Annotated in this window: 24 protein-coding genes; 17 read left to right on the top strand and 7 right to left on the bottom strand. The window is 32.9% G+C overall.

Annotated elements, in window-relative coordinates:
- The first annotated feature begins 6 nt into the window (after window positions 1–6).
- From Q0857_RS13590 to Q0857_RS13565, 6 genes are all read left to right on the top strand, one after another.
- The gene (locus Q0857_RS13590; RefSeq protein WP_298536199.1) at window positions 7–1,119 is read left to right on the top strand and encodes a glycosyltransferase; all 1,113 of its coding nucleotides are present in this window, start codon (window positions 7–9) and stop codon (window positions 1,117–1,119) included.
- A complete protein-coding gene (locus Q0857_RS13585; RefSeq protein WP_298536197.1) occupies window positions 1,110–1,655 on the top strand; it encodes a sigma-70 family RNA polymerase sigma factor in 546 nt (181 codons plus the stop codon). The genes Q0857_RS13590 and Q0857_RS13585 overlap by 10 nt, the downstream gene beginning before the upstream one ends.
- The gene (locus Q0857_RS13580; protein ID WP_298536195.1) at window positions 1,656–2,870 is read left to right on the top strand and encodes an Nramp family divalent metal transporter; all 1,215 of its coding nucleotides are present in this window, start codon (window positions 1,656–1,658) and stop codon (window positions 2,868–2,870) included.
- A gap of 49 nt (window positions 2,871–2,919) precedes the next feature.
- On the top strand, window positions 2,920–3,798 hold the full coding sequence (gene lipA / locus Q0857_RS13575) for a lipoyl synthase (RefSeq protein ID WP_298536193.1): 879 nt from the start codon (window positions 2,920–2,922) through the stop codon (window positions 3,796–3,798).
- A gap of 2 nt (window positions 3,799–3,800) precedes the next feature.
- The gene (gene gap / locus Q0857_RS13570; RefSeq protein WP_298536191.1) at window positions 3,801–4,805 is read left to right on the top strand and encodes a type I glyceraldehyde-3-phosphate dehydrogenase; all 1,005 of its coding nucleotides are present in this window, start codon (window positions 3,801–3,803) and stop codon (window positions 4,803–4,805) included.
- Between the two features lie 88 nt (window positions 4,806–4,893).
- Window positions 4,894–7,083, top strand: coding sequence for an ATP-binding protein (locus Q0857_RS13565; RefSeq protein ID WP_298536189.1), 2,190 nt, complete (start codon window positions 4,894–4,896; stop codon window positions 7,081–7,083).
- On the opposite strand, the gene lpxK is transcribed toward Q0857_RS13565, so the two are convergent.
- Window positions 7,073–8,071, bottom strand: a complete 999-nt coding sequence (lpxK, locus tag Q0857_RS13560; protein WP_298536187.1) for a tetraacyldisaccharide 4'-kinase — start codon at window positions 8,069–8,071, stop codon at window positions 7,073–7,075. The genes Q0857_RS13565 and lpxK overlap by 11 nt on opposite strands.
- 46 nt (window positions 8,072–8,117) lie before the next feature.
- Here lpxK and Q0857_RS13555 point away from each other — a divergent pair, with 46 nt between their 5' ends.
- From Q0857_RS13555 to msrA, 3 genes are all read left to right on the top strand, one after another.
- Window positions 8,118–9,212 (top strand): Nif3-like dinuclear metal center hexameric protein, encoded by a 1,095-nt coding sequence (locus Q0857_RS13555; RefSeq protein ID WP_298536185.1) that lies wholly within the window; start codon window positions 8,118–8,120, stop codon window positions 9,210–9,212.
- Between the two features lie 3 nt (window positions 9,213–9,215).
- On the top strand, window positions 9,216–9,995 hold the full coding sequence (locus Q0857_RS13550) for a C4-type zinc ribbon domain-containing protein (RefSeq protein WP_298536183.1): 780 nt from the start codon (window positions 9,216–9,218) through the stop codon (window positions 9,993–9,995).
- Between the two features lie 328 nt (window positions 9,996–10,323).
- The gene (gene msrA, locus Q0857_RS13545) at window positions 10,324–10,986 is read left to right on the top strand and encodes a peptide-methionine (S)-S-oxide reductase MsrA (protein WP_298536181.1); all 663 of its coding nucleotides are present in this window, start codon (window positions 10,324–10,326) and stop codon (window positions 10,984–10,986) included.
- Window positions 10,987–11,165: 179 nt separating this feature from the next.
- Here msrA and Q0857_RS13540 read toward each other — a convergent pair whose 3' ends face one another.
- Both Q0857_RS13540 and Q0857_RS13535 read right to left on the bottom strand, forming a co-directional pair.
- Window positions 11,166–11,597 carry a hypothetical protein gene (locus Q0857_RS13540; RefSeq protein WP_298536179.1) on the bottom strand — a complete coding sequence of 144 codons (432 nt, stop codon included), beginning with the start codon at window positions 11,595–11,597 and terminating at the stop codon, window positions 11,166–11,168.
- Between the two features lie 151 nt (window positions 11,598–11,748).
- Complete coding sequence (locus tag Q0857_RS13535) at window positions 11,749–12,549, bottom strand: bifunctional 2-polyprenyl-6-hydroxyphenol methylase/3-demethylubiquinol 3-O-methyltransferase UbiG (protein ID WP_298536177.1); 801 nt, start codon at window positions 12,547–12,549, stop codon at window positions 11,749–11,751.
- Window positions 12,550–12,582: 33 nt separating this feature from the next.
- On the opposite strand from Q0857_RS13535, the gene Q0857_RS13530 reads away from it, so the two are divergent.
- Window positions 12,583–13,242, top strand: a complete 660-nt coding sequence (locus Q0857_RS13530) for a hypothetical protein (protein ID WP_298536175.1) — start codon at window positions 12,583–12,585, stop codon at window positions 13,240–13,242.
- Window positions 13,243–13,382: 140 nt separating this feature from the next.
- On the opposite strand, the gene Q0857_RS13525 is transcribed toward Q0857_RS13530, so the two are convergent.
- Window positions 13,383–13,802, bottom strand: coding sequence for a (4Fe-4S)-binding protein (locus Q0857_RS13525; protein ID WP_298536173.1), 420 nt, complete (start codon window positions 13,800–13,802; stop codon window positions 13,383–13,385).
- A gap of 117 nt (window positions 13,803–13,919) precedes the next feature.
- On the opposite strand from Q0857_RS13525, the gene kynU reads away from it, so the two are divergent.
- The 7 genes from kynU (at window position 13,920) to Q0857_RS13490 (ending at window position 20,374) form a co-directional block, all read left to right on the top strand.
- Window positions 13,920–15,191: a kynureninase gene (kynU, locus tag Q0857_RS13520; RefSeq protein WP_298536172.1), complete on the top strand. Its 1,272-nt coding sequence runs from the start codon at window positions 13,920–13,922 to the stop codon at window positions 15,189–15,191.
- Window positions 15,184–16,581 (top strand): NAD(P)/FAD-dependent oxidoreductase, encoded by a 1,398-nt coding sequence (locus Q0857_RS13515; protein WP_298536170.1) that lies wholly within the window; start codon window positions 15,184–15,186, stop codon window positions 16,579–16,581. Before kynU ends, Q0857_RS13515 begins: the two co-directional genes overlap by 8 nt.
- A gap of 61 nt (window positions 16,582–16,642) precedes the next feature.
- On the top strand, window positions 16,643–17,083 hold the full coding sequence (locus tag Q0857_RS13510) for a GNAT family N-acetyltransferase (RefSeq protein ID WP_298536168.1): 441 nt from the start codon (window positions 16,643–16,645) through the stop codon (window positions 17,081–17,083).
- Between the two features lie 2 nt (window positions 17,084–17,085).
- Window positions 17,086–17,868: an SDR family oxidoreductase gene (locus tag Q0857_RS13505; RefSeq protein ID WP_298536166.1), complete on the top strand. Its 783-nt coding sequence runs from the start codon at window positions 17,086–17,088 to the stop codon at window positions 17,866–17,868.
- A gap of 150 nt (window positions 17,869–18,018) precedes the next feature.
- Window positions 18,019–18,552 (top strand): 3-hydroxyanthranilate 3,4-dioxygenase, encoded by a 534-nt coding sequence (locus Q0857_RS13500; protein WP_298536164.1) that lies wholly within the window; start codon window positions 18,019–18,021, stop codon window positions 18,550–18,552.
- Window positions 18,553–18,644: 92 nt separating this feature from the next.
- Window positions 18,645–19,730 (top strand): amidohydrolase family protein, encoded by a 1,086-nt coding sequence (locus tag Q0857_RS13495; protein ID WP_298536162.1) that lies wholly within the window; start codon window positions 18,645–18,647, stop codon window positions 19,728–19,730.
- A complete protein-coding gene (locus tag Q0857_RS13490; RefSeq protein WP_298536160.1) occupies window positions 19,730–20,374 on the top strand; it encodes an O-methyltransferase in 645 nt (214 codons plus the stop codon). The genes Q0857_RS13495 and Q0857_RS13490 overlap by 1 nt, the downstream gene beginning before the upstream one ends.
- Window positions 20,375–20,384: 10 nt before the next feature.
- Here Q0857_RS13490 and Q0857_RS13485 read toward each other — a convergent pair whose 3' ends face one another.
- The 3 genes from Q0857_RS13485 to Q0857_RS13475 all read right to left on the bottom strand — a co-directional run bounded on the left by Q0857_RS13485 (window position 20,385) and on the right by Q0857_RS13475 (window position 23,797).
- Window positions 20,385–20,993, bottom strand: a complete 609-nt coding sequence (locus Q0857_RS13485; RefSeq protein WP_298536158.1) for a response regulator — start codon at window positions 20,991–20,993, stop codon at window positions 20,385–20,387.
- 145 nt (window positions 20,994–21,138) lie between these two features.
- Complete coding sequence (locus tag Q0857_RS13480) at window positions 21,139–21,426, bottom strand: twin-arginine translocase TatA/TatE family subunit (RefSeq protein ID WP_298536155.1); 288 nt, start codon at window positions 21,424–21,426, stop codon at window positions 21,139–21,141.
- An 85-nt stretch (window positions 21,427–21,511) separates the two neighbouring features.
- A complete protein-coding gene (locus Q0857_RS13475) occupies window positions 21,512–23,797 on the bottom strand; it encodes a M1 family metallopeptidase (RefSeq protein WP_298536154.1) in 2,286 nt (761 codons plus the stop codon).
- Window positions 23,798–23,801 lie beyond the last annotated feature (4 nt).

Here is a 23,801-nt window from a genome sequence, read left to right as displayed (position 1 = left end):
AAATTTATGGGGGTTCTTGATGTCGTTTTCTACACATTTGTTGTTGTAGTTGTTGTTCAAGTTGTTTTTTATTCTGTTTTCTTTTCCCGATTCGCATTCTCAAAACCAAAAAAAACAGTTCCAAAAAACTATCCAGTTTCAGTTATTATATGCGCTAAAAATGAAGCTGACAATTTAAAAGCTTTTATTCCCTCAATAATTAACCAGAATTATGAAGAATTTGAAATAGTTCTTATAAACGACTCTTCTAGCGATAATACCTTAGAGGTTATTAAACATTATGCAAGTCTTCATAAAAACATTAAAGTTGTTGATGTTAAAAGTATTGAAGCATTCTGGGGAAACAAAAAATATGCACTAACATTAGGAATCAAAGCTTCATCACATGATTACCTTTTATTTACCGATGCAGATTGTAAGCCTCTATCAAAGTATTGGATAAAAGAAATGACTGCTCATTTTGATGAAAACATAGGAATTGTTTTAGGATATGGGGCATACTCCAAAGTAAAGCGATCGTTTTTAAACAAGCTTATTCGGTTTGAAACTTTAGTCACTGCCATAAATTACTTTTCCTTTGCGCTATCTGGGTTTCCATATATGGGCGTTGGAAGAAATTTGGCCTACACCAAAAAAGATTTTTTTAAAGCCAATGGTTTTATAAGTCATATTAAGGTACGTTCTGGTGATGACGATTTATTTGTTAATCAGGTTGCAACTCCAGAAAATACTGCAATTAGCTTATCGAAAAAAACGTTTACTGAATCAAAACCAAAAACAACTTTTACAGCTTGGTTTAAGCAAAAAAGACGGCATATATCAACTGCAAAGCACTATAAACCGAAACATAAAGTTTTACTTAGTTTGCTTTACAGCTCAAACTTACTATTTTGGCTATTAGCAATTATTCTTCTTATAGCTGCCTTTAGTTGGAAAATGGTGCTTTGTCTTTTTCTATTTCGATTAATTCTTCAATTTTTTATTTTTGGAGCTTCTACAAAAAAACTAAACGAAAAAGACCTTTTATTTTTCCTTCCCATCTTAGAAATCTTTTTAATTATTGCGCAATTAACTATCTTTATAAACAACCTAATTTCAAAACCCAACCATTGGAAATAGATAATGCTATTAAACGTGCCAAAAAAAATGATCAAAAAGCATTTAATTATTTATTAGATATATATTGGGATAGTGTTTATGGTTTTCAATTAAAACGTACTCAAAATGAAAATGATGCAGAAGATATTACCATCCAAACCTTCTCAAAAGCATTTGACAAAATTGAGACCTTTGACGAAAGATATAAGTTTAAAACTTGGTTAATTTCTATATCTAAGAATATCCATATTGATTTATTAAGAAAAGAAAAAAATTCTATTTCGCAAGTCTTGTCAAATGACAATCAAGAAGTTTTTCAAGTTATAGATGAATCGCCATCGCCAGAAGACAAACTTATTACAGAGCAACACTTGGCAAAACTGCTTCGGGATATTAAAAAGTTAAAACCTCATTATCAAGAAATTATAAACTTGAGATATTTTCAGGAATTAAGTTATAAAGAAATTTCTAAGAAGCTTGATCAACCCATGAATAATATTAAGGTGAAATTACTACGCGCAAAAAAACTACTTGCCGAAATTATACGAGAAAAATAAATGCTTAATAAACTTAAAAACCTTGGTCCTGGGTTAATATTTGCTGGTGCTTGTATCGGGGTATCGCATTTAGTACAATCTACACGGGCTGGAGCCGATTTTGGGTTAGGTTTAATTTGGGCTCTTTTACTTGTAAATCTTTTTAAATACCCTTTTTTTCAATTTGGTCCACGCTACTCTACTGCAACCGGGGAAAGTTTATTGGATGGTTATAAAAAATTAGGCAAGGGTGTACTAGTTGCTTATTTTTTAATAAGTCTAGCAACTATGTTTACTATTCAAACCGCAGTCACTATAGTTACTGCTGGTTTAGCCTCATCTATTTTTGGAGATTTTATAAGTTTAAAAGGTTGGACCATAATTATTCTTATTACATGCCTAGTTATTTTAATTTTTGGTAAGTATAAGCTTCTGGATAGGCTTATGAAGATCATTATCATTACACTTACAATAAGTACAATAACCGCTGTAATCATTGCTATGCTAAAAAATACATCATCGCTTTCATTCAACCAAGTTTTACCAAAGAACAGCTTAGAAATAACATTCTTAATTGCATTTATGGGTTGGATGCCAGGGCCTTTAGATATTGCAGTATGGCAATCTTTATGGTCTATTGAAAAACAAAAAAATAATAAGAAATACAATACTGAGTCTGCTATTTTTGATTTTAATGTAGGCTATATTGGAACTATCGCTTTGGGTATATGCTTTGTGCTTTTAGGCACCTTAATCCTATTTAATTCGGGAGAGACTTTCAGTAATTCAGCTACGGTATTTTCAGGACAATTAATTAAAATGTACACTACAAATCTAGGACATTGGGCACACGTTATTATTGGAATTGCTGCTTTTACAACCATGTTTAGCACAACGCTTACAACACTAGACGCCTCTCCAAGAGCAATGAAAAAAACATCTCAATTACTTTTTAATAAAAGCACCAAACTTAATTACACTTTCTGGATCGCTTTACTTTCAATAGGAACTATTTGTGTGTTTTTATTTTTCGTTTCAGAAATGGGTTTTTTAATTAAAGTCGCTACCATTTTATCTTTTGTAACCGCACCATTTTATGCCATTATAAACTATATCCTGATTTCAGGAAAACATACACCTAAAGCTTGGCACCCATCTAAATCACTACATGTTTTGAGCATTTCTGGTATTATTTTTTTAATAGGATTTAGCCTTTGGTATCTTACCACGCTTTAAGATAATTTAAAAGAATACTTCGTATCTTTGCGTTCCATATTTTATGACCATGAACACAGATACTAATTCCAATATATTACCAGAACGTCAAGCAAAGCCAAAATGGCTTCGTGTTAAGCTTCCTACTGGTAAAAAGTACACTGAACTAAGAGGTTTAGTTGATAAATACAAGCTAAATACCATATGTACTTCAGGTAGTTGCCCAAATATGGGTGAATGCTGGGGAGAAGGTACTGCTACTTTTATGATTTTAGGGAATATTTGTACCCGCTCATGCGGATTTTGTGGTGTAAAAACAGGTAGACCGGAAACAGTAAACTGGGATGAACCTGAAAAAGTAGCCCGTTCAATTAAAATTATGAGCATAAAACATGCTGTTATAACGAGTGTGGATAGAGATGATTTAAAAGATATGGGGAGTATTATGTGGTCTGAAACAGTAAAAGCCGTAAGACGTATGAACCCTAATACAACCCTTGAAACACTTATTCCAGATTTTCAAGGTATTGAAAAACATATAGATCGCATTGTCGATGTAGCTCCTGAAGTAGTTTCACATAATATTGAAACTGTTCGCCGTTTAACTCGAGAAGTAAGAATACAAGCTCAATATGATCGCAGTATGGGCGTTTTGAAATACTTAAAACAACAAGGACAACGTAGAACTAAATCTGGAATTATGTTAGGCTTAGGAGAGACTAGAGAAGAAGTTATTCAAACATTACATGATCTAAAATCTAATGATGTTGATGTGGTCACCATTGGTCAATATCTACAACCAAGTAAAAAACATTTACCTGTTAAACAATTTATTACTCCAGATCAGTTTAAAGAATACGAAGAAATTGGACTAAATTTAGGTTTTCGTCACGTTGAAAGTAGTGCTTTGGTCAGGTCTTCATATAAAGCTCAAAAACATATAAACTAATCATGATTAATGTTGCTATCAATGGTTTTGGTAGAATAGGACGACGCGTTTTTAGGCTTCTACAAGAGTATGAAAAATTTCAAGTCGTTGCCATAAACGATTTAGCAAACGCAAAAACATTAAGTCATTTACTAAAGTACGATAGCGTACACGGTATTTTCAACGGCTCTATATCTTCAGACCAAAATCATATCATTGTAAACAACGTTAAGATTCCTCTTTTAAATGAAAATCATCCAAAATCTATTGATTGGTCTCCTTTTAAAGCTCATTTTGTCATAGAATGTTCGGGGAAATTCAAAACAAGTACAGAATTGAATTATCATCTGAAAAACGGGGCAAAACATGTTGTTTTAAGTGTTCCTCCTATTGAAGATGATATTAAAACCATTGTATTGGGCGTAAATGATGCAAGTATTGACGGTTCTGAGACTATCATTTCAAATGCGTCTTGCACCACGAACAATGCGGCCCCAATGATTGATGTTATTAATAAACTTTGCGGCATTAATCAAGCTTATATTACAACTGTGCATTCTTATACAACAGACCAAAGTTTACACGATCAACCACATCACGATTTAAGACGTTCTAGAGCTGCTAGTCAGTCAATCGTTCCTACAACTACGGGAGCCGCCAAAGCATTAACTAAAATCTTCCCCAAGCTATCTGAAGTTATTGGAGGTTGTGGTATTAGAGTCCCTGTAATTAATGGCTCTTTAACAGACATTACGTTTAATGTTAAAAGACAGGTTTCTATTAAAGATATAAATAACACCTTTAAAGAAGCTGCTAAAAATCAATATAAAGGAATAATTGAATATACTGAAGATCCAATTGTATCCATTGATGTAGTTGGAAATTCACATTCTTGTATTTTCGACTCTCAAATGACCTCTGTTATTGGAAACATGGTTAAAATAGTCGGTTGGTACGATAATGAAACGGGCTATTCTCAACGAATAATTGATCTTTTATGCAATTTATCGGAAAAAAAGTGTCTTTAATCGATAAAATAATTATATTTGTCGGTACTATTAATTGATTATGTCCCGAACGAAACATTACATATATATTATTATATTGCTTTTTAGTATGAGTCTATACGCCCAAAAATCGATGGCGGATGACCCTGAAATAGCGCAAAATAATATCAACTACCGTATTACTCAATCACAATTTGAGCTTGAGAATTATAACTATTTTAATGCTCAAAAGAAACTTGATGAGGCATTAGAACTAGCCTTAAAAGCAGATAATAAGAAAAGTCTCGGTATTATACATGCCTTAAAAGGACGTATTCAACTTATAATTGAAGAAGAAGATAAGGCTATAAAATCATTAAATAAGGCCATTGAAATACAAAGAATTATTAATGATAATGCAAACTTAGGAAGTTCCTATAAAACATTTGGAGATGTATATTTAGCTAAAGATGATTATTATTCGGCTTTAGACTCTTATCGAGCCGCTAAATCTAAATTTGAAGAGGAAGAATTAAACGAAGAGTTAGCAGAAACATTGTTACGTGAAGGCCAAACTTATATAGAATTAAAAAATTTCAATAAAGCTAGAGATGTTATTGAACAATCTTTGGCTATTGCAAAAACATATGATTACTTCAAAATACAAAGTGAAGCGTTAATTAATCACGCTATAGTTTATAATAAACTAGGTAATAACGAAAAAGCGCTTGCTGTTGGAGAAGAAGGACTACAAATTGCAAAAGCCAAAAAATTCAACAATATTCTCAATCAAGGGTACTTGACTCTTAGTAATTTACATAATAATGTTGGAGACTTTAAGGTTTCAAGAAGTTATTTAAATTCATACTTAAAATTGTCAGATTCCATTAGAAGTTTAACAAGAATTAATTCTTCTCAAGACCAAGAAACTCAATATTTGTTGAACGAAGAAATTGAGAAGAACAATCAAATTGTTGAAAAGTTAGAGCAGGCTGAAGATGATAAAAATCTTGGTACTTTAATTTCAATTCTAAGTGTTGCACTTATTACCATACTATCTCTTTTAACCTTATCGTTATACAAAAACAATAACATCCGTTTGAAGACGAACAACATGCTTCACAAAAAAAACGGAGAACTTATTATTGCTAAAGAGAAGGCGGAACTCGCATCAAAAACCAAGGCAAATTTCCTATCCACAGTAACGCACGAGCTAAGAACACCTTTATATGCCGTTACAGGATTAAGTAATATGCTTTTGGAAGAAAACCCAAAGCCTGAACAAGTACAACACCTAAAGTCTTTAAAGTTTTCTGGAGACTACCTCTTAACCTTTATAAACGATATCCTTCAAATCAATAAAATTGAAGCAAATAAAGTGGATATCGAACCTGAACCGTTTAATCTTAAGAAAAAGATAAACAATATTGTTTTGGCTTTAAACAATTCTGCTCAAGACAATAATGTTAATATCCATTTTGAATATGATAAAGAATTACCAGAAAACTTTATAGCGGACCAGTTAAAGATCTCCCAGATTTTAATCAATCTTGTGGGTAACTCCATAAAATTCACCAAAGATGGAGATATCTGGATTCGTATTTATAAAATTGAAGAAGTTGGAAAATTATACACCTTAAGATTTGAAGTTGAAGATAATGGGATTGGCATTAGTCAAGAAAAACAAGATCATATGTTTGAAAGTTTTTCTCAAGGATCAATTCAAATCAATCGAAAATATGGTGGAACTGGTTTAGGACTATCTATAGTTAAAGGACTTATTGATATCTTAAAAGGTAAAATTTATGTAAAAAGTGAGTTAGAAAAAGGAACAACATTTTACTTTGAAATTCCTTTAGAGCACACTACGGTTGAAGAAGCTAAAGAGAATAAAGTTGCCTATTTTGATGGAAATAAAGAGGATATAGACCTGAAAAGTGTTAAAATTTTAGTTGTTGAAGACAACAAGATTAACCAAATGATAACCAAGAAAATTCTAACTAAAATGGAATTGAAATGCGATATTGTTGACAATGGTGAAGATGCGGTGGATATGATTAAATCAAACAACTACAATATCATATTAATGGATATTCATATGCCAGGAATCAGCGGTATTGAAGCTACAAAAATTGTTAGATCATTTGATAAGGAACTTACTATTTTCGCACTCACGGCGGTTACTATTGAAGATAAAATGCATGAATTTGAAGAAGCTGGATTTACTGACATCATTCCAAAGCCATTCAAACAAGAAGAGTTTGAGAAAAAACTATACAACGCTTTAGCTTCGAAAAGCAGTAATTCCGCTAATGCTTAATAAAATCTTTGATTTTTTGATTAAACCCCAATGCCCCGTCCATAGACACAGTAATAGGTAAATAAAATAGTTTGTCCTTTATGATATCATATTGTTTTAATCTCACAAAATCTTTCTCTGTAGTAAGAATCAAATCTTTATTTTTTAAAGCATCAATATCTTTTCGAGAAAAATGATGATGATCTTTAAAATTTAAATGTTCAAATTTCAATTGTTTCTTCTTCAAAAACTGCAATAACGGAGAAGCATTTGCTATTCCTGTTACTAACGTAAAATCTGCTATTTCACTTAACAATTTCGTTTCTTTTACAGAAAACAACCTTTCAGAATAAGCAATAGAACTAAAAAACACGCTTTGAAAGTTTTTAGGCTTAATACATTTTACTATTTCACTTTTATCTGTATCACTTAAATTATTCGGGCATTTTGTAACCACAATAATATTAGCGCGATCTGCTCCACTTCTAGGTTCTCTTAAATCACCAGTGGGTAACACAATATCTTTATAATAAGGTTTGTTATAGGTTGTTAATAAAATATTTAAGCCTGCTTTAACTTTTCTATGTTGAAAAGCATCATCTAATAAAATTAGGTCTGGTTCAGAATCTTGTAAACACTTAATTCCATGTTGCCTATTAGAATCAACAGCAACCAGAACGTTCCCTTTAAATTTTGAATAAAACTGAAAAGGCTCATCTCCAATAGAATCAACACTCGAAACTTCATTCGCCAGTACAAATCCTTTTGTTTTTCTTTTATAACCTCTACTCAAGGTAGCTAGCTTATATTCATCTTTTAAAAGGTTTATTAAGTACTCAATCATCGGCGTTTTTCCAGTACCACCTACACTTAAATTACCTACACAAACTACGGGAAAGTTATATGATTTCGATGCCTTAATTCCAGCATCATATAATTTATTTCTTAACCAGGTTACTAAAAAGTAAACAGGCACAATTGGAAATAATATGTATCTTACTATTTTCATCCTAACGAAAGTATAATATTTTATCTTTGAACCAAACAAATTAAGTATGATTGTACAAGATGTTATAAATCATTTAGAAGAACTTGCCCCTTTAGCTTATGCTGAAGGTTTTGACAACGTTGGCCTTTTAGTTGGCGACAAAACTCAAAAAATTACAGGAGTTTTGGTGACTTTAGACACTCTTGAAGGTATAATAGATGAAGCTATTTCAGAAAACTGCAATTTAATAATAAGCTTCCACCCTATTATTTTTAAAGGGTTAAAAAAAATGACTGGCAAAAGTTATGTTGAACGTGTAGTTATGAAAGCCATAAAAAATGATATCGCCATATACAGTATGCATACTGCTTTAGACAACGCCATTCATGGTGTGAATGATATGATTTGTAATCAGTTATTATTAACCAAAAAACGTATACTTATTCCGCAAAGCGAAACCATAAAAAAGCTCACTACGTATGTTCCAAAGGACGAAGCCGAAACGTTAAGAACCGCTTTATTTAAAATTGGGGCGGGCAGCATTGGCAATTACAACGATTGTAGTTTTAATATTGAAGGTTTCGGTACCTTTAATGGTAACGAACAATCCAACCCAAGTAAAGGTAAAAAAGGCAGTATTCATACTGAAGCAGAAACTAAAATCACGATCACCTTTAAAAAACATTTAGAATCAAAAGTTCTTGATACACTTTTTAAAAATCATTCTTACGAAGAAGTCGCTTATGAAGTAACAACTTTAGAGAACAAAAACCAAAATATTGGTATGGGAATGATTGGAGAACTTGCTGAACCAATGGACGAACAGAGTTTTCTTAACCACTTAAAAGTAAAAATGAATACCGAATGTATTAGGCATTCATCATTATTAAATAAAACGATTAAAAAAGTGGCTGTACTAGGTGGCTCTGGCAGTTTTGCCATTCAAGCCGCTATGGCTGTAGGCGCTGATGCATTTGTGACTGCAGATTTAAAGTATCACGACTTTTTTACAGCAGAAAATAGTATCCTATTGGCAGATATTGGACATTATGAAAGTGAGCAATTCACAAAAAATGGTTTAGTTGCACATCTTACAAAAAAAATTACTAATTTTGCAATCATTTTATCAAAGATAAACACCAATCCTGTTAAGTATTTTTAAAGTATGGCTAAAAAGAAAGAAGTAACTGTCGAAGAGCGCTTAAGAGCTTTATACGATTTACAACTCATCGATTCTCGTATAGATGAAATAAGAAATGTTCGTGGAGAACTTCCTTTAGAAGTTCGTGATTTAGAAGATGAAGTTGCTGGATTAAACATAAGATTAGAAAAACTTGTTTCTAATTTAGAGGTAATAGACAACGATATTGCTAGCAAAAAGAATTTGATTGAGGAATCAAAAGCTTTAATGAAAAAATATGCAGAGCAACAACAAAATGTTAGAAACAACAGAGAATTCAACTCTTTAACTAAAGAAATTGAGTTTCAAGAATTAGAAATAGAATTAGCAGAAAAGCACATCAAAGAGTTTAAAGTTCAAATTGAGCAGAAAAAAGAAGTTATTGCTGAAACTAAAGAACGTGTAAAAGAGCGTGATACGCATTTAAAACACAAAAAAGGTGAGCTTAATGATATTTTAGCTGAAACTGAAAAAGAAGAACAAGCTTTAATTTTAAAGTCAGAAGAATACAAGCAACAACTTGAAGAACGCTTAGTTTCTGCCTATACTAGAATAAGAACTAATGTAAAAAACGGATTAGCTGTTGTACCAATTGAAAGAGGTGCTTCAGGAGGATCTTTCTTCACAATTCCACCACAAGTGCAGGTTGAAATTGCCTCTCGTAAAAAAGTTATTACAGACGAGCATAGTGGAAGAATTTTAGTTGACGCGGCCTTAGCTGAAGAACAAAAAGAAAAAATGGAAAAAATGTTTTCAAAACTTTAATCCATTTAAACATTAAATATTTAGAGCCTTCAGGAAACTGGAGGCTTTTTTTATTAATTCTATGGACAAAGTGTTCCAACCATGGCTAGTCCAGCTTTGACGCTTGCCAAAGTTAGCTAGAGCGATTGGAACAAATTCTTTCTTAAAGTTTATTGTATTGAACCTATAAAAACTTAAATGTTTAATTTTAGCCACTATCAGCAGAACTTACAAAGATATAACAAAACGTAAAACCTATAATTCAAAATGCTTCAATCGGAATTGTTAAAATGACGAATAATTAATTAAGGTTTCTGAGTTTCAAACGTCTATTATAAAAATAAAATATATGAAACGTATTATCCCCCTCATAGTATTAGCACTTTGCTTTAGTTGTCAAAACTCTGCGCAATCAAAAAAATCACAGGAATTAGTAAAACAAGCTAAACCCATTCAAGTACCACTAAAAAATGGAAAAGCAAGAGCTTATTTTGCTAGCGGTTGCTTTTGGTGTGTAGAAGCTATTTATGAAAGCGTAAAAGGAGTAGACGAATCTATTTCAGGCTATTCTGGTGGGCACACCAAAAACCCAACTTATGACGCTAGTAATACAGGTAAAACAGGACATGCCGAAGCCGTAGAAATTATTTACGATCCGAATGTAGTAAGTTTTGAAACCCTAGTTGATGTATATTTTGCTTCTCAAAATGTAACACAAATAAATGGGCAGGGTAATGACCGAGGATCTCAATATCGATCCATTATTTTTTATCAAAATGATGAACAAAAGCAAGTCATTTTAAAAAAGAAAGTAGCTTTAGCCAAAGCCATGGATGTTGAAATTGCTGCAGAAGTATATCCTTTTCAAAAATTTTGGGTAGCAGAAGACTATCATCAAAACTATGAAAAACGACACCCAAACCATCCATATATCCAGAATGTCTCTATTCCACGCCTAAACAGATTTAAAAGTAAATTCCCTAAAGAACTATTAAAAGAAGTTTCATTTTAAGTTATTTGTAGTCTTGAAAAACAGAACTTTACTCAATATAAAAATTCACATCACCTAGGATATAAAAAATAAAATCTTAAAAAAACCTCAATCTGTAAACACATTGAGGTTCAAGTTTAATTTCCTGTTTAATCATTAAGTCATTAATCAAGTATTAACTTTTAAAAAACTTATTGTTCTTATAGCTTCATAGTCACTCCAAGACCTCCAGTGGCACCTTGCGTACTGCCACCACCAAATTCTAAGTAAATACCCCATTTATCATTCCAAAACCATCTTCCTCCAACATGAAGACCTAAGTCAAAATCACTACTATTATTACCATTCCCATTATAAATGGCGTAACCAGCACCTAATCCACCATAAACATCCCAGGCCTCATCAGCTAAACCAAATAGGTTATCAAAATAATAATTTGCTTTGACTCCTAATGTTAACCAATCAAGATCAAAATTAGTACCTGCCCCAGGTGCGATTGTAATATCCTTATGTACAGGAATTTCATAATTAACGCCAATAAGTCCAAAATTCAATTCGCTCCTAGCTTGACTAAAAACATTTACTGAAAAACATGTAATGACCAACGTTGTTAAAAAGAGTGTTTTTTTCATAATTAAAAAGTTATAGTAGTTGTATATTATTATCAAATTTACAATTTTATTTTGAAAGCTTCAGATGTTTATTAAATAATGCCCCTAGCTTTTACAGAAAATTAGAGTCCTTAAATTATAATTCAATATATCAATCCTCTCCTATTTAATATTAAAGTTTAGTAGCCTTTAAAGTAAAAATCAAAGGGTATAATTTATCATCTGTTGCATACATTCCTGACTCATTTTGTTTTAGATTAGGTAATACATCGTAAGGACTCTCATTAAACTCTTTTAAATACTCTATATGCAATCCAGCTTCCGTTAACGCGGAAATCACTTCACCTACCCCATGATTCCATGCATATTCTTTACTAATCATACTAGAGTTTTCATCAGCATAAGTTCCTTCGTATTCTTCGTAAATAACCTCGTCCTGCATGTATCCATATTTCATAACAGGCTTATCTTCTAAGTAATCGAACATCCAAACTATAGGATGAAATTCTGCCATAAAAAACGTCCCTCCCTTTTTTAAGCGTTCAGCTATCATTTGCCCCCAAGGTTTTAAATCAGGCAACCACCCTATAACACCATAACTTGTATAAACAATATCAAATTCATCTTTAACAAATTCAGACGTATCTAAAACATTACAACAAACAAAATTAGCATCTAGCTTCAACTCATCATTCAAACGTTTAGCTAATTTCACTCCCTCATCACTTAAATCTACACCAACACATTTGGCTCCCATCCTACTTAAACTAAGTGTATCTTGCCCAAAATGACATTGTAAATGCAATAACGACTTCCCCTTCACATCTCCCAAAGCTTCTAATTCATAAGGCATCAATGATGACTTCCCTTTTTTAAAACCCTCTAAATCGTACATATTACTTTCAGAATGCACTTTTACTTTATCATTCCATGTGGATTTGTTAATCTCAAAATATTTCTTGTTAGTACTCATAATCAAGTTATATATTTACAAAAAGTCTAATTTATGAAAATACTATTCTACACTACTTTAGCATTTACCCTTATAACTGGGTGCAAAGAAAAGCCTAAATCTGAAACTAATTCTAAAACTCACCCCACACTGTCTATTGCTGAAAAAATAGCCAATGCCCATGGTTTTAAGAATTGGCAATATATTTCTAAAATACAATTTACCTTTAACAAAAAAAGAAATTGGGTATGGCAGCCTAAAAACGATAGTATTTCACTTATTACTGAAAAAGACACCATTAATTATTTCAGAAAAAATATTGATAGTCTATCATTTAGAGCGGATGAAAATTTTATTAATGACAAGTTTTGGCTATTAATTCCTTTTCAGTTGGTTTGGGATAAAAACACAACAATCTCTCAACCATTAATAGAAAAAGCTCCTATAAGTCAAGTAATCATGAACAAAATCGTTTTAACTTATTCAAATGATAGTGGAGGATACACACCGGGTGATGCCTATGATATTTACTACAATGATGATTTTTTAATTAAAGAATGGGCTTTCAGAAAAGGTAACCAACCAGAACCATCACTAACCAATACGTTTGAAAATTACAAAAACTACAATGGGTTACTTCTAGCTTCAGATCACAAAATGTTAGATTCAGATTGGAATTTAACCTTAAGTAATATCAAAGTCATTTTAAATTAAAAATTTTAGACCTTTCTGTAATTTAAACCTAACAAGAGACTAGCGCTCGTATATAAAGTATAGTAATTATTTTCCGCGTAATGCGTCTATATATATTAAAGCGCTTGAATCAATTGGTTTAAGCGCTTTATCTTTTTGTTCTAGCCTTTAAATTCTGAGGAGACATGAGCGCCATCACAATAAGGCTTATTGCCAGAAGCACCACATCTACAAAAAGCGGTGGTTTTATTTTTTGTTTCGGAAGATCCGTCCCTATTAACTACTTTAAGTGTCCCATAAACTAATAAAGGTCCATTTTCTAAAACCTCAACTTTAGTTTCTAAAGTTTCAGAAGTCTTATCGTCTTTATTATTCATATAAAATCGTAGTGCTCCAGACGGACATTGCTTTACTTGATTGATTATAGCTTCGGTTTTTGCTTCATCCAGTTTAATCCACGGGCGCAATCTAGGGCGAAATACCTTAGGCAGTCCTTTTGCACAAATTGCAGAATGGATACACTTTTCAGCCTCCCAAACCACGGTAGTCTCTCCGTTCGAATATTCTTTTATCTTACTCATAGTATTGGCATTTCACTAAATATACAAAAAAAGTTCCTCATTAAAAAGTAAGTATTAGAGCCCTACTTTATAATTTTTTAATCCTTATTTTTGTTATAAACCCAAAAAAAATATACATTGTCTGATTATAAATTAGGGATTAATTACGCTTTAGAACAAGACAAAAAAGATGTACTAAAGTCTTATAGAAACCAATTTCATATACCCAAAGACAACGGTGGTAATGAATGGATTTACATGACTGGCAATTCGTTAGGGTTACAACCCAAATGCACAAAATCTTATATAAATCAAGAATTAGAAGATTGGGCAAATTTAGGTGTTGAAGGTCATACACAAGGAAAAACACCTTGGTTACCTTACCATGAATTTTTAACCGAGAATATGGCTAAAATCGTGGGAGCAAAACCTATTGAAGTTGTTGTTATGAATACCCTTACGGCAAACCTTCACTTCATGATGGTTTCGTTTTATAAGCCAACAAAAACACGTTATAAAATATTAATAGAAAGTGATGCTTTTCCTTCTGATAAATACGCTGTAGAATCTCAACTTCGCCATCATGGTTTTGATGATAGAGAAGGAGTCGTTTTATGGGAACCAAGAAAAGGTGAAGAGTTATTACGTTATGAGGATTTAAAAACTATTCTTGAAGAACAAGGACAAGAAATAGCCCTTATCATGGTAGGCGGCGTTAATTATTATACAGGACAGTTTTTTGATTTAAAACGTATAACAAGTCTTGGGCACAAACAAGGTTGCTTGGTGGGGTTCGATTGTGCTCACGGCGCAGGTAATGTTGCATTAAACCTTCACAACTCAGATGCCGATTTCGCAGTATGGTGCACTTACAAATACTTAAACGCCGGTCCAGGAAGTTTAGGTGGTTGCTTTGTTCATGAGCGTCATGCATATAGTAAAAATTTAAATCGTTTTACGGGCTGGTGGAGTCACAATAAACAAACAAGATTTAACATGCGCGATGAATTTGATCAATTGGAAGGTGCAGAAGGTTGGCAATTAAGCAATCCCCCTATTCTATCTATGGCTGCCATAAAAGCATCACTAGACATGTTTAATGAAATTGGAATGAACCAATTATTAAGCAAGTCAAAGAAGCTAACAGGATATTTAGAATTTTTACTTAGAGAACTAGGGGAAGACACAATAAGAATAATTACCCCTAGTAATGTCAATGAGCGTGGATGCCAACTATCTATACAAGTTAAAAATGCCAATAAAACGTTACATGACAGACTAATTAATGAGGGAGTAATTAGCGACTGGAGAGAACCTAATGTTATACGTTGTGCCCCCGTGCCCTTGTACAACTCTTTTGAAGATGTTTATCGTCTTGTTGAAAAACTGAAAGTCATTTTAAATGAATAATAAACAAAACATACTTATTATTGGAGCAGGCCTTTGCGGGAGTCTCTTAGCTTTAAGATTAGGTCAAAGAGGCTATAATGTAACTGTTTACGAAATGCGACCTGATTTACGCAAAGTTGATATCAGTGCCGGACGTTCTATAAACTTAGCATTCTCCAATCGTGGTTATAAGGCTATAAAACTTGTTGGACTAGAAGACCAAATAAAACCACTCTGTATCCCCATGCATGGACGTATGATTCATGACTCACATGGCAATACATTTCAATCAAACTATAGCGGTCGTCCTCATGAATATATAAATTCAATTTCACGTGGCGACTTAAACTCGTTACTTCTAAATGAAGCTGAAAAACACAAGAACATCAACATATATTTCAACAAAAAATGTAAATCTGTTGATTTTGAAAAAACCACAGCACTATTTAAGGATTATAAAACTAAAACCGAATTTGTTGAAGATGCAGATATTATTATAGCTACTGACGGCGCAGGTTCTGCAATGCGAAAAAGTTACTATTTGGGTAAAAAATTCTTGTTCAGTTTTTCACAAAACTATTTAACACATGGCTACAAAGAATTAAGTATTCTTCCTAAAGAAAACAATGATTTTAGGCTTCAAAAAAAAGCTCTTCATATATGGCCTCGTGGCAATTTTATGCTCATTGCACTACCCAACTTAGGTGGAAGTTTTACAGTAACCCTATTTTTAAGTTATGACGGGGGCCAGTACAATTTCAACAATCTTAATGATGAAAATATAGTATTGGAATTTTTTCAAAAAGAATTTCCCGATGCTTTGGCCTTAATGCCAAATCTTTTAGATGATTTTTTTAAAAACCCTACAGCTCCATTAGGCACTATAAAATGCTCACCTTGGCATTATAAAGGAAATACACTGTTAATGGGGGATGCGGCACATGCCATTGTTCCATTTTATGGGCAAGGTATGAATGCGTCATTTGAAGATGTTGTAGAGTTCGATAAAGTTTTAGATAAAAATCTTGAACACTGGGACACTGTATTTAAAACCTACGAAGAGGGTAGAAAAAAAGATACCGATGCCATTGCCGATTTAGCTATTGATAATTTTCATGAAATGAAAGACCATGTGGCCAATCCTATATTCAAAGAAAAACGTAAATTAGAAATGGCTTTAGAGGAAGCATTTCCAAATGAATACGCATCAAAATATTCCATGGTTACATTTAATGAAAACATGGGATATAAGGAAGCTATGCTAAAGGGACGAGCTCAAGATAAAGCTATTTTAAACCTATTGACTGATGGATTTTTAAATTTAAACGATGATTTAAAACTTACCTTAAAAAAGATAAAACTCGAAACTGAAGCTATTCTTGAAGATGATAGAATTGCAGGTTTAAAATAGGAGATATTTAAACCTTTCAATTATTAAATAAGATAAGCACTAGAAATATAAATACAATTTAATGACTGAAATAACTAAAGGTATTTATTTGTCGTCAAATTTTAATGATATGGATTTACCTCTCATATATGAGTTTGTTAAAAATTCGTATTGGGGAGAATCGAGAACCTTTAAAGAACAGAAAAAAGCATCGAAAAACACCATTAACTTTGGTCTGTTTAAAAATAATCAACAAATAGCTTATGCACGAGTCATGACCGATAAAGTGTTTTTTGCATACCTATTAGATGTATTTGTTATAGAAAGTGAACAAGGTAAGGGTTACTCCAAATTGCTTATTGACCATATACTTAATGCTCCTGATTTAAAAACCGTTGACAAGTGGATGCTAGCAACTAAAGACGCGCATACTCTTTATACTAAATTTGGATTTACAGGTATTAAAAGCCCAGAAAAGCTCATGGAAAGGCTAAGTCCCAGAGCAAAAAAAATATATGAATAAATATGGATTTAAAACTCAATAATAAAAACGCCTTGGTATGCGGAAGCACTCAAGGTATTGGTAAAGCTACTGCTTTAGCACTGGCTGCAGAAGGTGTAAATGTTACCCTTGTAGCTAGAAACAGAGAAAAACTAAAAGCAGTGCTAGCAGAATTACCTCAGCATAGAAACCATAACTATATTGTTGCTGATTTTTCTAACCCAAGGGAGCTATATGAGCAAGTCATTAAGTTTATAGAAAAAGAACATGGCTTTCATATTTTGGTTAACAATACTGGAGGACCAAGACCAGGTAATATTTTGAACGCCTCATTGTCTGAATTTGAAAACGCATTTACGCAACATTTAAAATGTAACCACCTATTAGCACAGGCTACTGCACCTTTTATGAAGGAAGTTGGTTTTGGAAGAATTATTAATATTGTTTCTACATCAGTTAAGGAACCACTTGAAGGCTTGGGTGTAAGCAATACCATTAGAGGTGCTGTTGGTAATTGGAGTAAGACCCTATCATTGGAATTGGCTCAATTTGGAATTACTGTTAATAACGTTTTACCTGGATTTACAGCAACAGAACGTCTAACAGAAATAATAAAAATAAAAGCTGATTTTGAAGAAACTACTATTGAGGAAATGACACAAATCATGAAAGATTACACCCCTATAAAACGCTTTGCTACCCCAGAAGAACTTGCCAATGTAATGGTGTTTTTAGCGAGCGAATCTGCCGCTTATGTTAACGGAACCAGTATTCCTGTTGATGGCGGTAGAACGAAGTGCTTATGATCAAAATAGAACGAAAGAATAAGATATGAATGCTTTTCTTTTATAGTTTTTACTTAATTTTAGAAACGTAAACTGCGTGAGGGATTGCAGCCAGCTACCATGTAGCCCGTAAAGCCCGACCCGAAAGGGGTACGCCCAAAACATTAAAACATGAGTCATTTAACGTCTCCCATAAATTTTAAAGCTTGGATTGAAGAAAACAGGCATTTATTAAAACCTCCTGTTGGAAATAAAGTGGTTTGGAAAGACGGCGATTTTATTGTGATGGTGGTTGGAGGCCCTAACAATAGAAAGGATTATCATTATAACGAAACACCCGAATTTTTTTATCAGGTTGAAGGAGATATTGTTTTAAAAATAATTGATAAGGGTACTCCAAAAAATGTACATATAAAAGAAGGTGATATTTATTTATTACCTCCAAAAGTACCACATTCTCCTCAGCGCGGTGCTAACACAGTTGGATTGGTGATAGAATACAAAAGACCAGAAGGTATGCGTGATGCATTGCTTTGGTTCTGCGAAAATTGCGTAACTAAATTATATGAAGAAGATTTTACTTTAGAGAATATTGAAACAGACATGTCGAAAATATTTGATAAATATTACAACGATAAAGACAAACGAAGTTGCCCTAATTGTGGAGAAATTATGGAACCTCCAAGAAAAGTTAAAATAGAATAAAACCCTTCTGAGGCTACAATATCGTGATGATTCATAAATTTTAGCCTCAGATAAATGTGAAATAAATTCTTGCCTTGGCAAGAATAATAACTATGGAAAAGCGTAAACTTAGAATTAACGGTCATTCCCATCTGCTTCCGTATCCGGAAGACATTCCTGATTTCATGCATGAAAAAGGTATTTTTTGGGTAGATAAAGACCGAAAGTTTATGCTTCAAAAAGATTGGAAACGCCCAGTAACAGATTCCAGTTTCTTCTTGGAAGAAAAGCTTGAATGGATGGAACACAATAAACTAGATCACGCCGTGGTTTTAAACCTTTCTCAATTATACGGAAACGGTTTACGTGTTGAAGAAATGAAAAAAGCTTTGCGCTTTCAAAATGATTTTAATGCGAGTATTCAGCATGAACATCCTAGTAAATTTACCTGTGGGTTTGTAGTACACCCTGGATTTGTTCGGAGTGCTTGTTGGGAAATTGAACGTTGTGTTGAGCAACATGGAATGCAATTGCTTTGTTTACCAACCCACTATATGGACACTATTGGTACTTGGCGATGTATTTTTGATGAGGAAAATGAACCTATTTTTGAGTTAGCTAACCAATATAATTTAGCTGTAGAAATACACCCTTACGATGGCGAAAAATTTATAAAATTAAAAAATACCTCTTGGCGTTTTCATTTGATATGGATGCTGGCACAATGTGCAGATGCGTATCACTTTTTAACATTAAACGGTTATCAAGAAAAATACCCAAATATGCGTACCTGTTTTGCACATGGTGGGCAATTAGCACAAATTAACCTAGGTAGACGTATACAGGGTTTTGATGGCAGACCCGATTTATTTGAAGGTAAACACCACCCACGTGAAGCTGTTGGTCATAAAAACATTTTTTTCGACACCCTTGTGCATGATACTGGAGGCTTAGAACTTTTAATAAGAAACCATGGTTCCAAACAGGTTATAATGGGACTTGATGACCCTTACCCTTTAGGTGAAATGGAGAGTGATAAGCAATCCTCTTACCCTGGTAAAATATTGGACTTAGCTATGAAGAGAAAGATTATAAACCAGAGAGATTATGATGCCATTTGGGAAGATAATGTTGTTAGATGGCTTTGTGGTGACAGTAAACTCTCTCAGGAAAAATTAACACATAGAATTTTAAATTAATGCATTTTATAACAGAAGAATTAGACAACTATGTTGTAGCTCATTCTGACGATGAGCCTGAATTATTACGGCAGCTTAACAGAGAAACGTACCAGAAAATATTACAACCAAGAATGCTAAGTGGTCATTATCAGGGGCGTTTGTTAAGTATAATTTCTAAATTAACTAATCCAAAAAACATTTTGGAAATTGGGACTTATACGGGTTATTCAGCTTTATGCTTAATTGAAGGCATGCAAGAATCCGGGAAATTACACACCATTGATATCAACGAAGAATTGGTTGATTTTCAACGTAAATATTTTGATAAATCAGGATATGGTAAACGTATATATCAACATTTAGGAAATGCATTAGAAATAATCCCTAAGCTTGAAACTTCTTTTGATTTGGTATTTATTGATGCGGACAAAGAAAACTACTGCAACTATTTTAATGTGATTATAGAAAAGTTAAATCCAGGTGGCATTATTTTATCTGACAATGTATTGTGGAGTGGTAAAGTTTTAGAAACTTCCTTTAAAAAAGATGATGTTTCTACGCCTGCGTTAATTACATACAATAAACTTCTAAAAGAAGACAAACGTGTAGAAACCGTTGTTTTGCCTATAAGAGACGGCTTAACCATTAGTAGAAAGCTTTAATTCTATCCATTTATGACGCCAAGGCAACTTTATTTCTTGAACTGGAATATACAAAAGACCTTTTGGTGAGTGTAATTAAATTGTTAATTGTTGTTAGGAAATCCTCTTTATTGAGAGGTTTAGAAATAACATCGTTAAAACCCATAAAAAACTTATCCTCAAACAATTCGTTACTAACTTCATCGGCGGTTAAAGCTAAAATTGGTATTTGTTTATTGATTTTTCTAATAGTTTTCGTGGCTTCTTCACCATCAAGAACCGGTATATTAATATCCATAATAATCAAATCGTATACGCTAGCCTCGAACGCACAAATAGCTTCCCTACCATTTTTTACAATATCGAATTGATACTTTTCTTTTTTTAATAAATCGCTTATTAAAACTTGATTTGCTTTATTATCATCAACTAATAATACTCTTATCTTATTCTTTTTGATTGGAACAGAAATTGCGCTATCGGCATATACGTTCTCTTCTATTACCGGTATTTCTTTTATTCCTTTTTTATTTGAAAATAAGGTGTCTATAAATGACTTTCCACCCCCCTTCTTTAGAAATATGTTGATTTCATTTACGAAAGAAAAAGACAATAGACTATTAAGTAGCTTGATTTTCATAGGTTAAATACTTAGTTGAGGGGTAACTAAACTAGAAAACCAAAGAATAAAAGACCGTTATTAATTAAAAAAAACGTTGAAACGATTATTTTAAATGATAAAGAAAAATCAGCTACACTAAAAATCGTTGAAAAAAAGTGAGAAATTAAAACTTACGTCTAACAGAACCTGTAAAATCTTCTAGATCATCTTTGACTTTATCCAATTCTTTTTTTACATCTCCTGTAATACTTGCATCAATGCCGTTATTTTCGGCTGTTTTAGTTATCTCGTGTTTAATATCGTTTGTAGCGTCTTTTAGGGTACGCATACCTTTACCTAAACCTCGAGCAATTTCTGGTAATTTATCTGCACCAAAAACCATAATAGCAATAAATAGAATAAAAGCTATTTCACCACCACTAATAAACAAAAATGTTGCTTGTTGTATCACAGCACAAATATAGTGAGTTGTTTGGTTAGAATAAAAAAAGCCGATTAAAAATCGGCTTTAAATGTAAATTTATCTTTTAACTTTTTTATTTCTGTTTGAATTGATCAAATTCGCTTTGTTCTTCTTGTCTTGGCCAAGTATTATTTGAAGTATCAACATCAGCTGTTTCTTCATTAGGATCAATTATAATAGAAATAATTTCTTTTTCTGAAGCAATCGCTTTACTAACCTCATTATCATTAAGCCTCCATATTTGAGCTGGATATGTTTCTTTTTTTGAAGTACCATCTGCATAAGTATATTGTACAATTATTGGCATAACCAAACCTCCTGGTTTTTCAAAAGTTATCTGATAGAAATATTTTGGATTCTTTATATTTTGCCTTTCGCTAAGCGTAAAATTATCCATAAGATATTCTTTTACTGAAACCGTTTCAAGAGCCCCAGTACCATCCATAGATTTATCAAACTCTTCACTTCCTTCTTCAACCATGTATACCAAAGGTCTCAACTGATTTTTGGTCAAACCTCTTTCTTCCATTAATTCTTTCATAAATGCATTAGGTTCAGAAGAGACATAAAATTGTTTCACCTCTTTGATTCCCATATCCACCCAGTCGGTCGTATAAAACCATCCTCTCCAAAACCAATCTAAATCTACAGCCGAAGCATCTTCCATCGTTCGAAAAAAGTCTTCTGGTGTTGGGTGTTTAAATTTCCATCTGTTAGCATACTCTTTAAATGCATAATCAAACAGTTCATGCCCCATTATCGTTTCTCTAAGTATATTGAGCGCCGTTGCTGGTTTGCCGTAAGCATTATTACCTAATTGATACGCATTGATTCCTTTAGACATTATTGGAGCAATAAAATCTTGATTACCTCCCATATATGGTATTATTTTTTTAACCGGCCCACGTCTTGAAGGAAAAACACTATCTTCTTCAGATAAAGCTCCAGGATACTTTTTCCCAAAATCTTGTTCTGCCAAGTATTCTAAAAAACTATTTAGGCCTTCATCCATCCAAGCCCATTGTCGCTCATCGCTATTTACAATCATCGGAAAAAAATTATGACCAATTTCATGAATAATTACCCCCATCATAGCATATTTAGTACGACTATTATACGTACCATCTTCTTGAGGACGTCCATAATTCCAACAAATCATAGGATATTCCATACCTTGATTTTTTGAATGTACAGAAATCGCTTTGTGATATGGGTAATCAAAGGTCATTCTAGAATACGTGTTTAAAGTACTGGCCACAGCCTTTGTCGACCATTCTTCCCAAAGGGGATTACCTTCTTTTGGGTACATAGAAACAGCCATAATGTCTTTACCTCCAATTTTTACGGCCATCATATCCCATATAAACTTTCTTGACGAAGCAAATGCAAAATCACGCACGTTTTTGGCTTCTAATTTCCATGTTTTGGTTTCGTTTGAAAACACTTTTTCTGCTGCCTCAGCTTCTTCTTGAGTAACAATCAGAACAGGTTTAGTATATGAGTTCTTAGCTTTTTCATAACGTTCCATCATTTGTTTAGAAAAGACTTCTTTCCTGTTAACCAACACTCCAGTTCCATCTAAAACATGATCGGCAGGCACAGTAATATTAACTTTATAATCTCCAAATGGCAGAGCAAACTCTTCATCTCCCCAGAATTGGGTGTTTTGCCAACCTTCAACATCATTATACACGGCCATTCGTGGAAAAAACTGAGCGATTACATAGGCTCTGTTTCCGTCATTTGGAAAAAACTCATAACCAGAACGGTCTCTTTCAGGAACATGATCGTTTACGTTATACCACCACTTAATAGAAAACGAAAACTTATCACCTGTTTTCAATGGCTTAGACAAATCAACCCGCATCATGGTTCTATTAATTTTATAAACCAGAGGTTTGCCATTGGTTTCTTTAACTTCTTGAATGTTAAAACCACCGTCAAAAGAATTTTTTAAAAATGTATTAGTAAAATCCTCTGGAATAAAAACCGGGTCTAATTCTGCTGACTCTATTAGCGGTGATTTTGAATCTTGAGATCTTTTATTTTGATCTAACTGAACCCATAAATAACTTAATACATCAGGAGAATTATTAGTATAAGTAATCGTTTCAAAACCAGATAATTTAGCATTTTTATCATCTAAAACGATATCCATTTCATAATCCGCCTGTTGTTGATAATAAGCCGTCCCTGGAGCCCCTGACGCCGCTCTATACATATTAGGCGTAGAAAACTGATCGTACAATTGTCTAAACTTATTCGTATTGGTATGTCCCGTTTGTGGTGCTTGTTCTTGAGCAAACAATGAATTTGATATAAATAATACCGCCAGAAAGCAATATGCAATTTTTCTCATAGCT

This window comes from uncultured Algibacter sp. (assembly GCF_947495925.1).
In the GTDB taxonomy this organism is placed as follows: Bacteria; Bacteroidota; Bacteroidia; order Flavobacteriales; family Flavobacteriaceae; genus Algibacter_E.
This window is presented reverse-complemented; position numbering and strand designations above follow the sequence as displayed.

Bases quoted from the DNA above. Each gene is read 5' to 3' on its own strand.
- Q0857_RS13590 (WP_298536199.1), top strand. From the start codon at position 7: ATGGGGGTTCTTGATGTCGTTTTCTACACATTTGTTGTTGTAGTTGTT.
- Q0857_RS13580 (WP_298536195.1), top strand. From the start codon at position 1,656: ATGCTTAATAAACTTAAAAACCTTGGTCCTGGGTTAATATTTGCTGGT.
- lipA (WP_298536193.1), top strand. From the start codon at position 2,920: ATGAACACAGATACTAATTCCAATATATTACCAGAACGTCAAGCAAAG.
- gap (WP_298536191.1), top strand. From the start codon at position 3,801: ATGATTAATGTTGCTATCAATGGTTTTGGTAGAATAGGACGACGCGTT.
- Q0857_RS13565 (WP_298536189.1), top strand. From the start codon at position 4,894: ATGAGTCTATACGCCCAAAAATCGATGGCGGATGACCCTGAAATAGCG.
- lpxK (WP_298536187.1), bottom strand. From the start codon at position 8,071: ATGAAAATAGTAAGATACATATTATTTCCAATTGTGCCTGTTTACTTT.
- Q0857_RS13555 (WP_298536185.1), top strand. From the start codon at position 8,118: ATGATTGTACAAGATGTTATAAATCATTTAGAAGAACTTGCCCCTTTA.
- Q0857_RS13550 (WP_298536183.1), top strand. From the start codon at position 9,216: ATGGCTAAAAAGAAAGAAGTAACTGTCGAAGAGCGCTTAAGAGCTTTA.
- msrA (WP_298536181.1), top strand. From the start codon at position 10,324: ATGAAACGTATTATCCCCCTCATAGTATTAGCACTTTGCTTTAGTTGT.
- Q0857_RS13540 (WP_298536179.1), bottom strand. From the start codon at position 11,597: ATGAAAAAAACACTCTTTTTAACAACGTTGGTCATTACATGTTTTTCA.
- Q0857_RS13535 (WP_298536177.1), bottom strand. From the start codon at position 12,549: ATGAGTACTAACAAGAAATATTTTGAGATTAACAAATCCACATGGAAT.
- Q0857_RS13530 (WP_298536175.1), top strand. From the start codon at position 12,583: ATGAAAATACTATTCTACACTACTTTAGCATTTACCCTTATAACTGGG.
- Q0857_RS13525 (WP_298536173.1), bottom strand. From the start codon at position 13,802: ATGAGTAAGATAAAAGAATATTCGAACGGAGAGACTACCGTGGTTTGG.
- Q0857_RS13515 (WP_298536170.1), top strand. From the start codon at position 15,184: ATGAATAATAAACAAAACATACTTATTATTGGAGCAGGCCTTTGCGGG.
- Q0857_RS13510 (WP_298536168.1), top strand. From the start codon at position 16,643: ATGACTGAAATAACTAAAGGTATTTATTTGTCGTCAAATTTTAATGAT.
- Q0857_RS13505 (WP_298536166.1), top strand. From the start codon at position 17,086: ATGGATTTAAAACTCAATAATAAAAACGCCTTGGTATGCGGAAGCACT.
- Q0857_RS13500 (WP_298536164.1), top strand. From the start codon at position 18,019: ATGAGTCATTTAACGTCTCCCATAAATTTTAAAGCTTGGATTGAAGAA.
- Q0857_RS13495 (WP_298536162.1), top strand. From the start codon at position 18,645: ATGGAAAAGCGTAAACTTAGAATTAACGGTCATTCCCATCTGCTTCCG.
- Q0857_RS13490 (WP_298536160.1), top strand. From the start codon at position 19,730: ATGCATTTTATAACAGAAGAATTAGACAACTATGTTGTAGCTCATTCT.
- Q0857_RS13485 (WP_298536158.1), bottom strand. From the start codon at position 20,993: ATGAAAATCAAGCTACTTAATAGTCTATTGTCTTTTTCTTTCGTAAAT.
- Q0857_RS13475 (WP_298536154.1), bottom strand. From the start codon at position 23,797: ATGAGAAAAATTGCATATTGCTTTCTGGCGGTATTATTTATATCAAAT.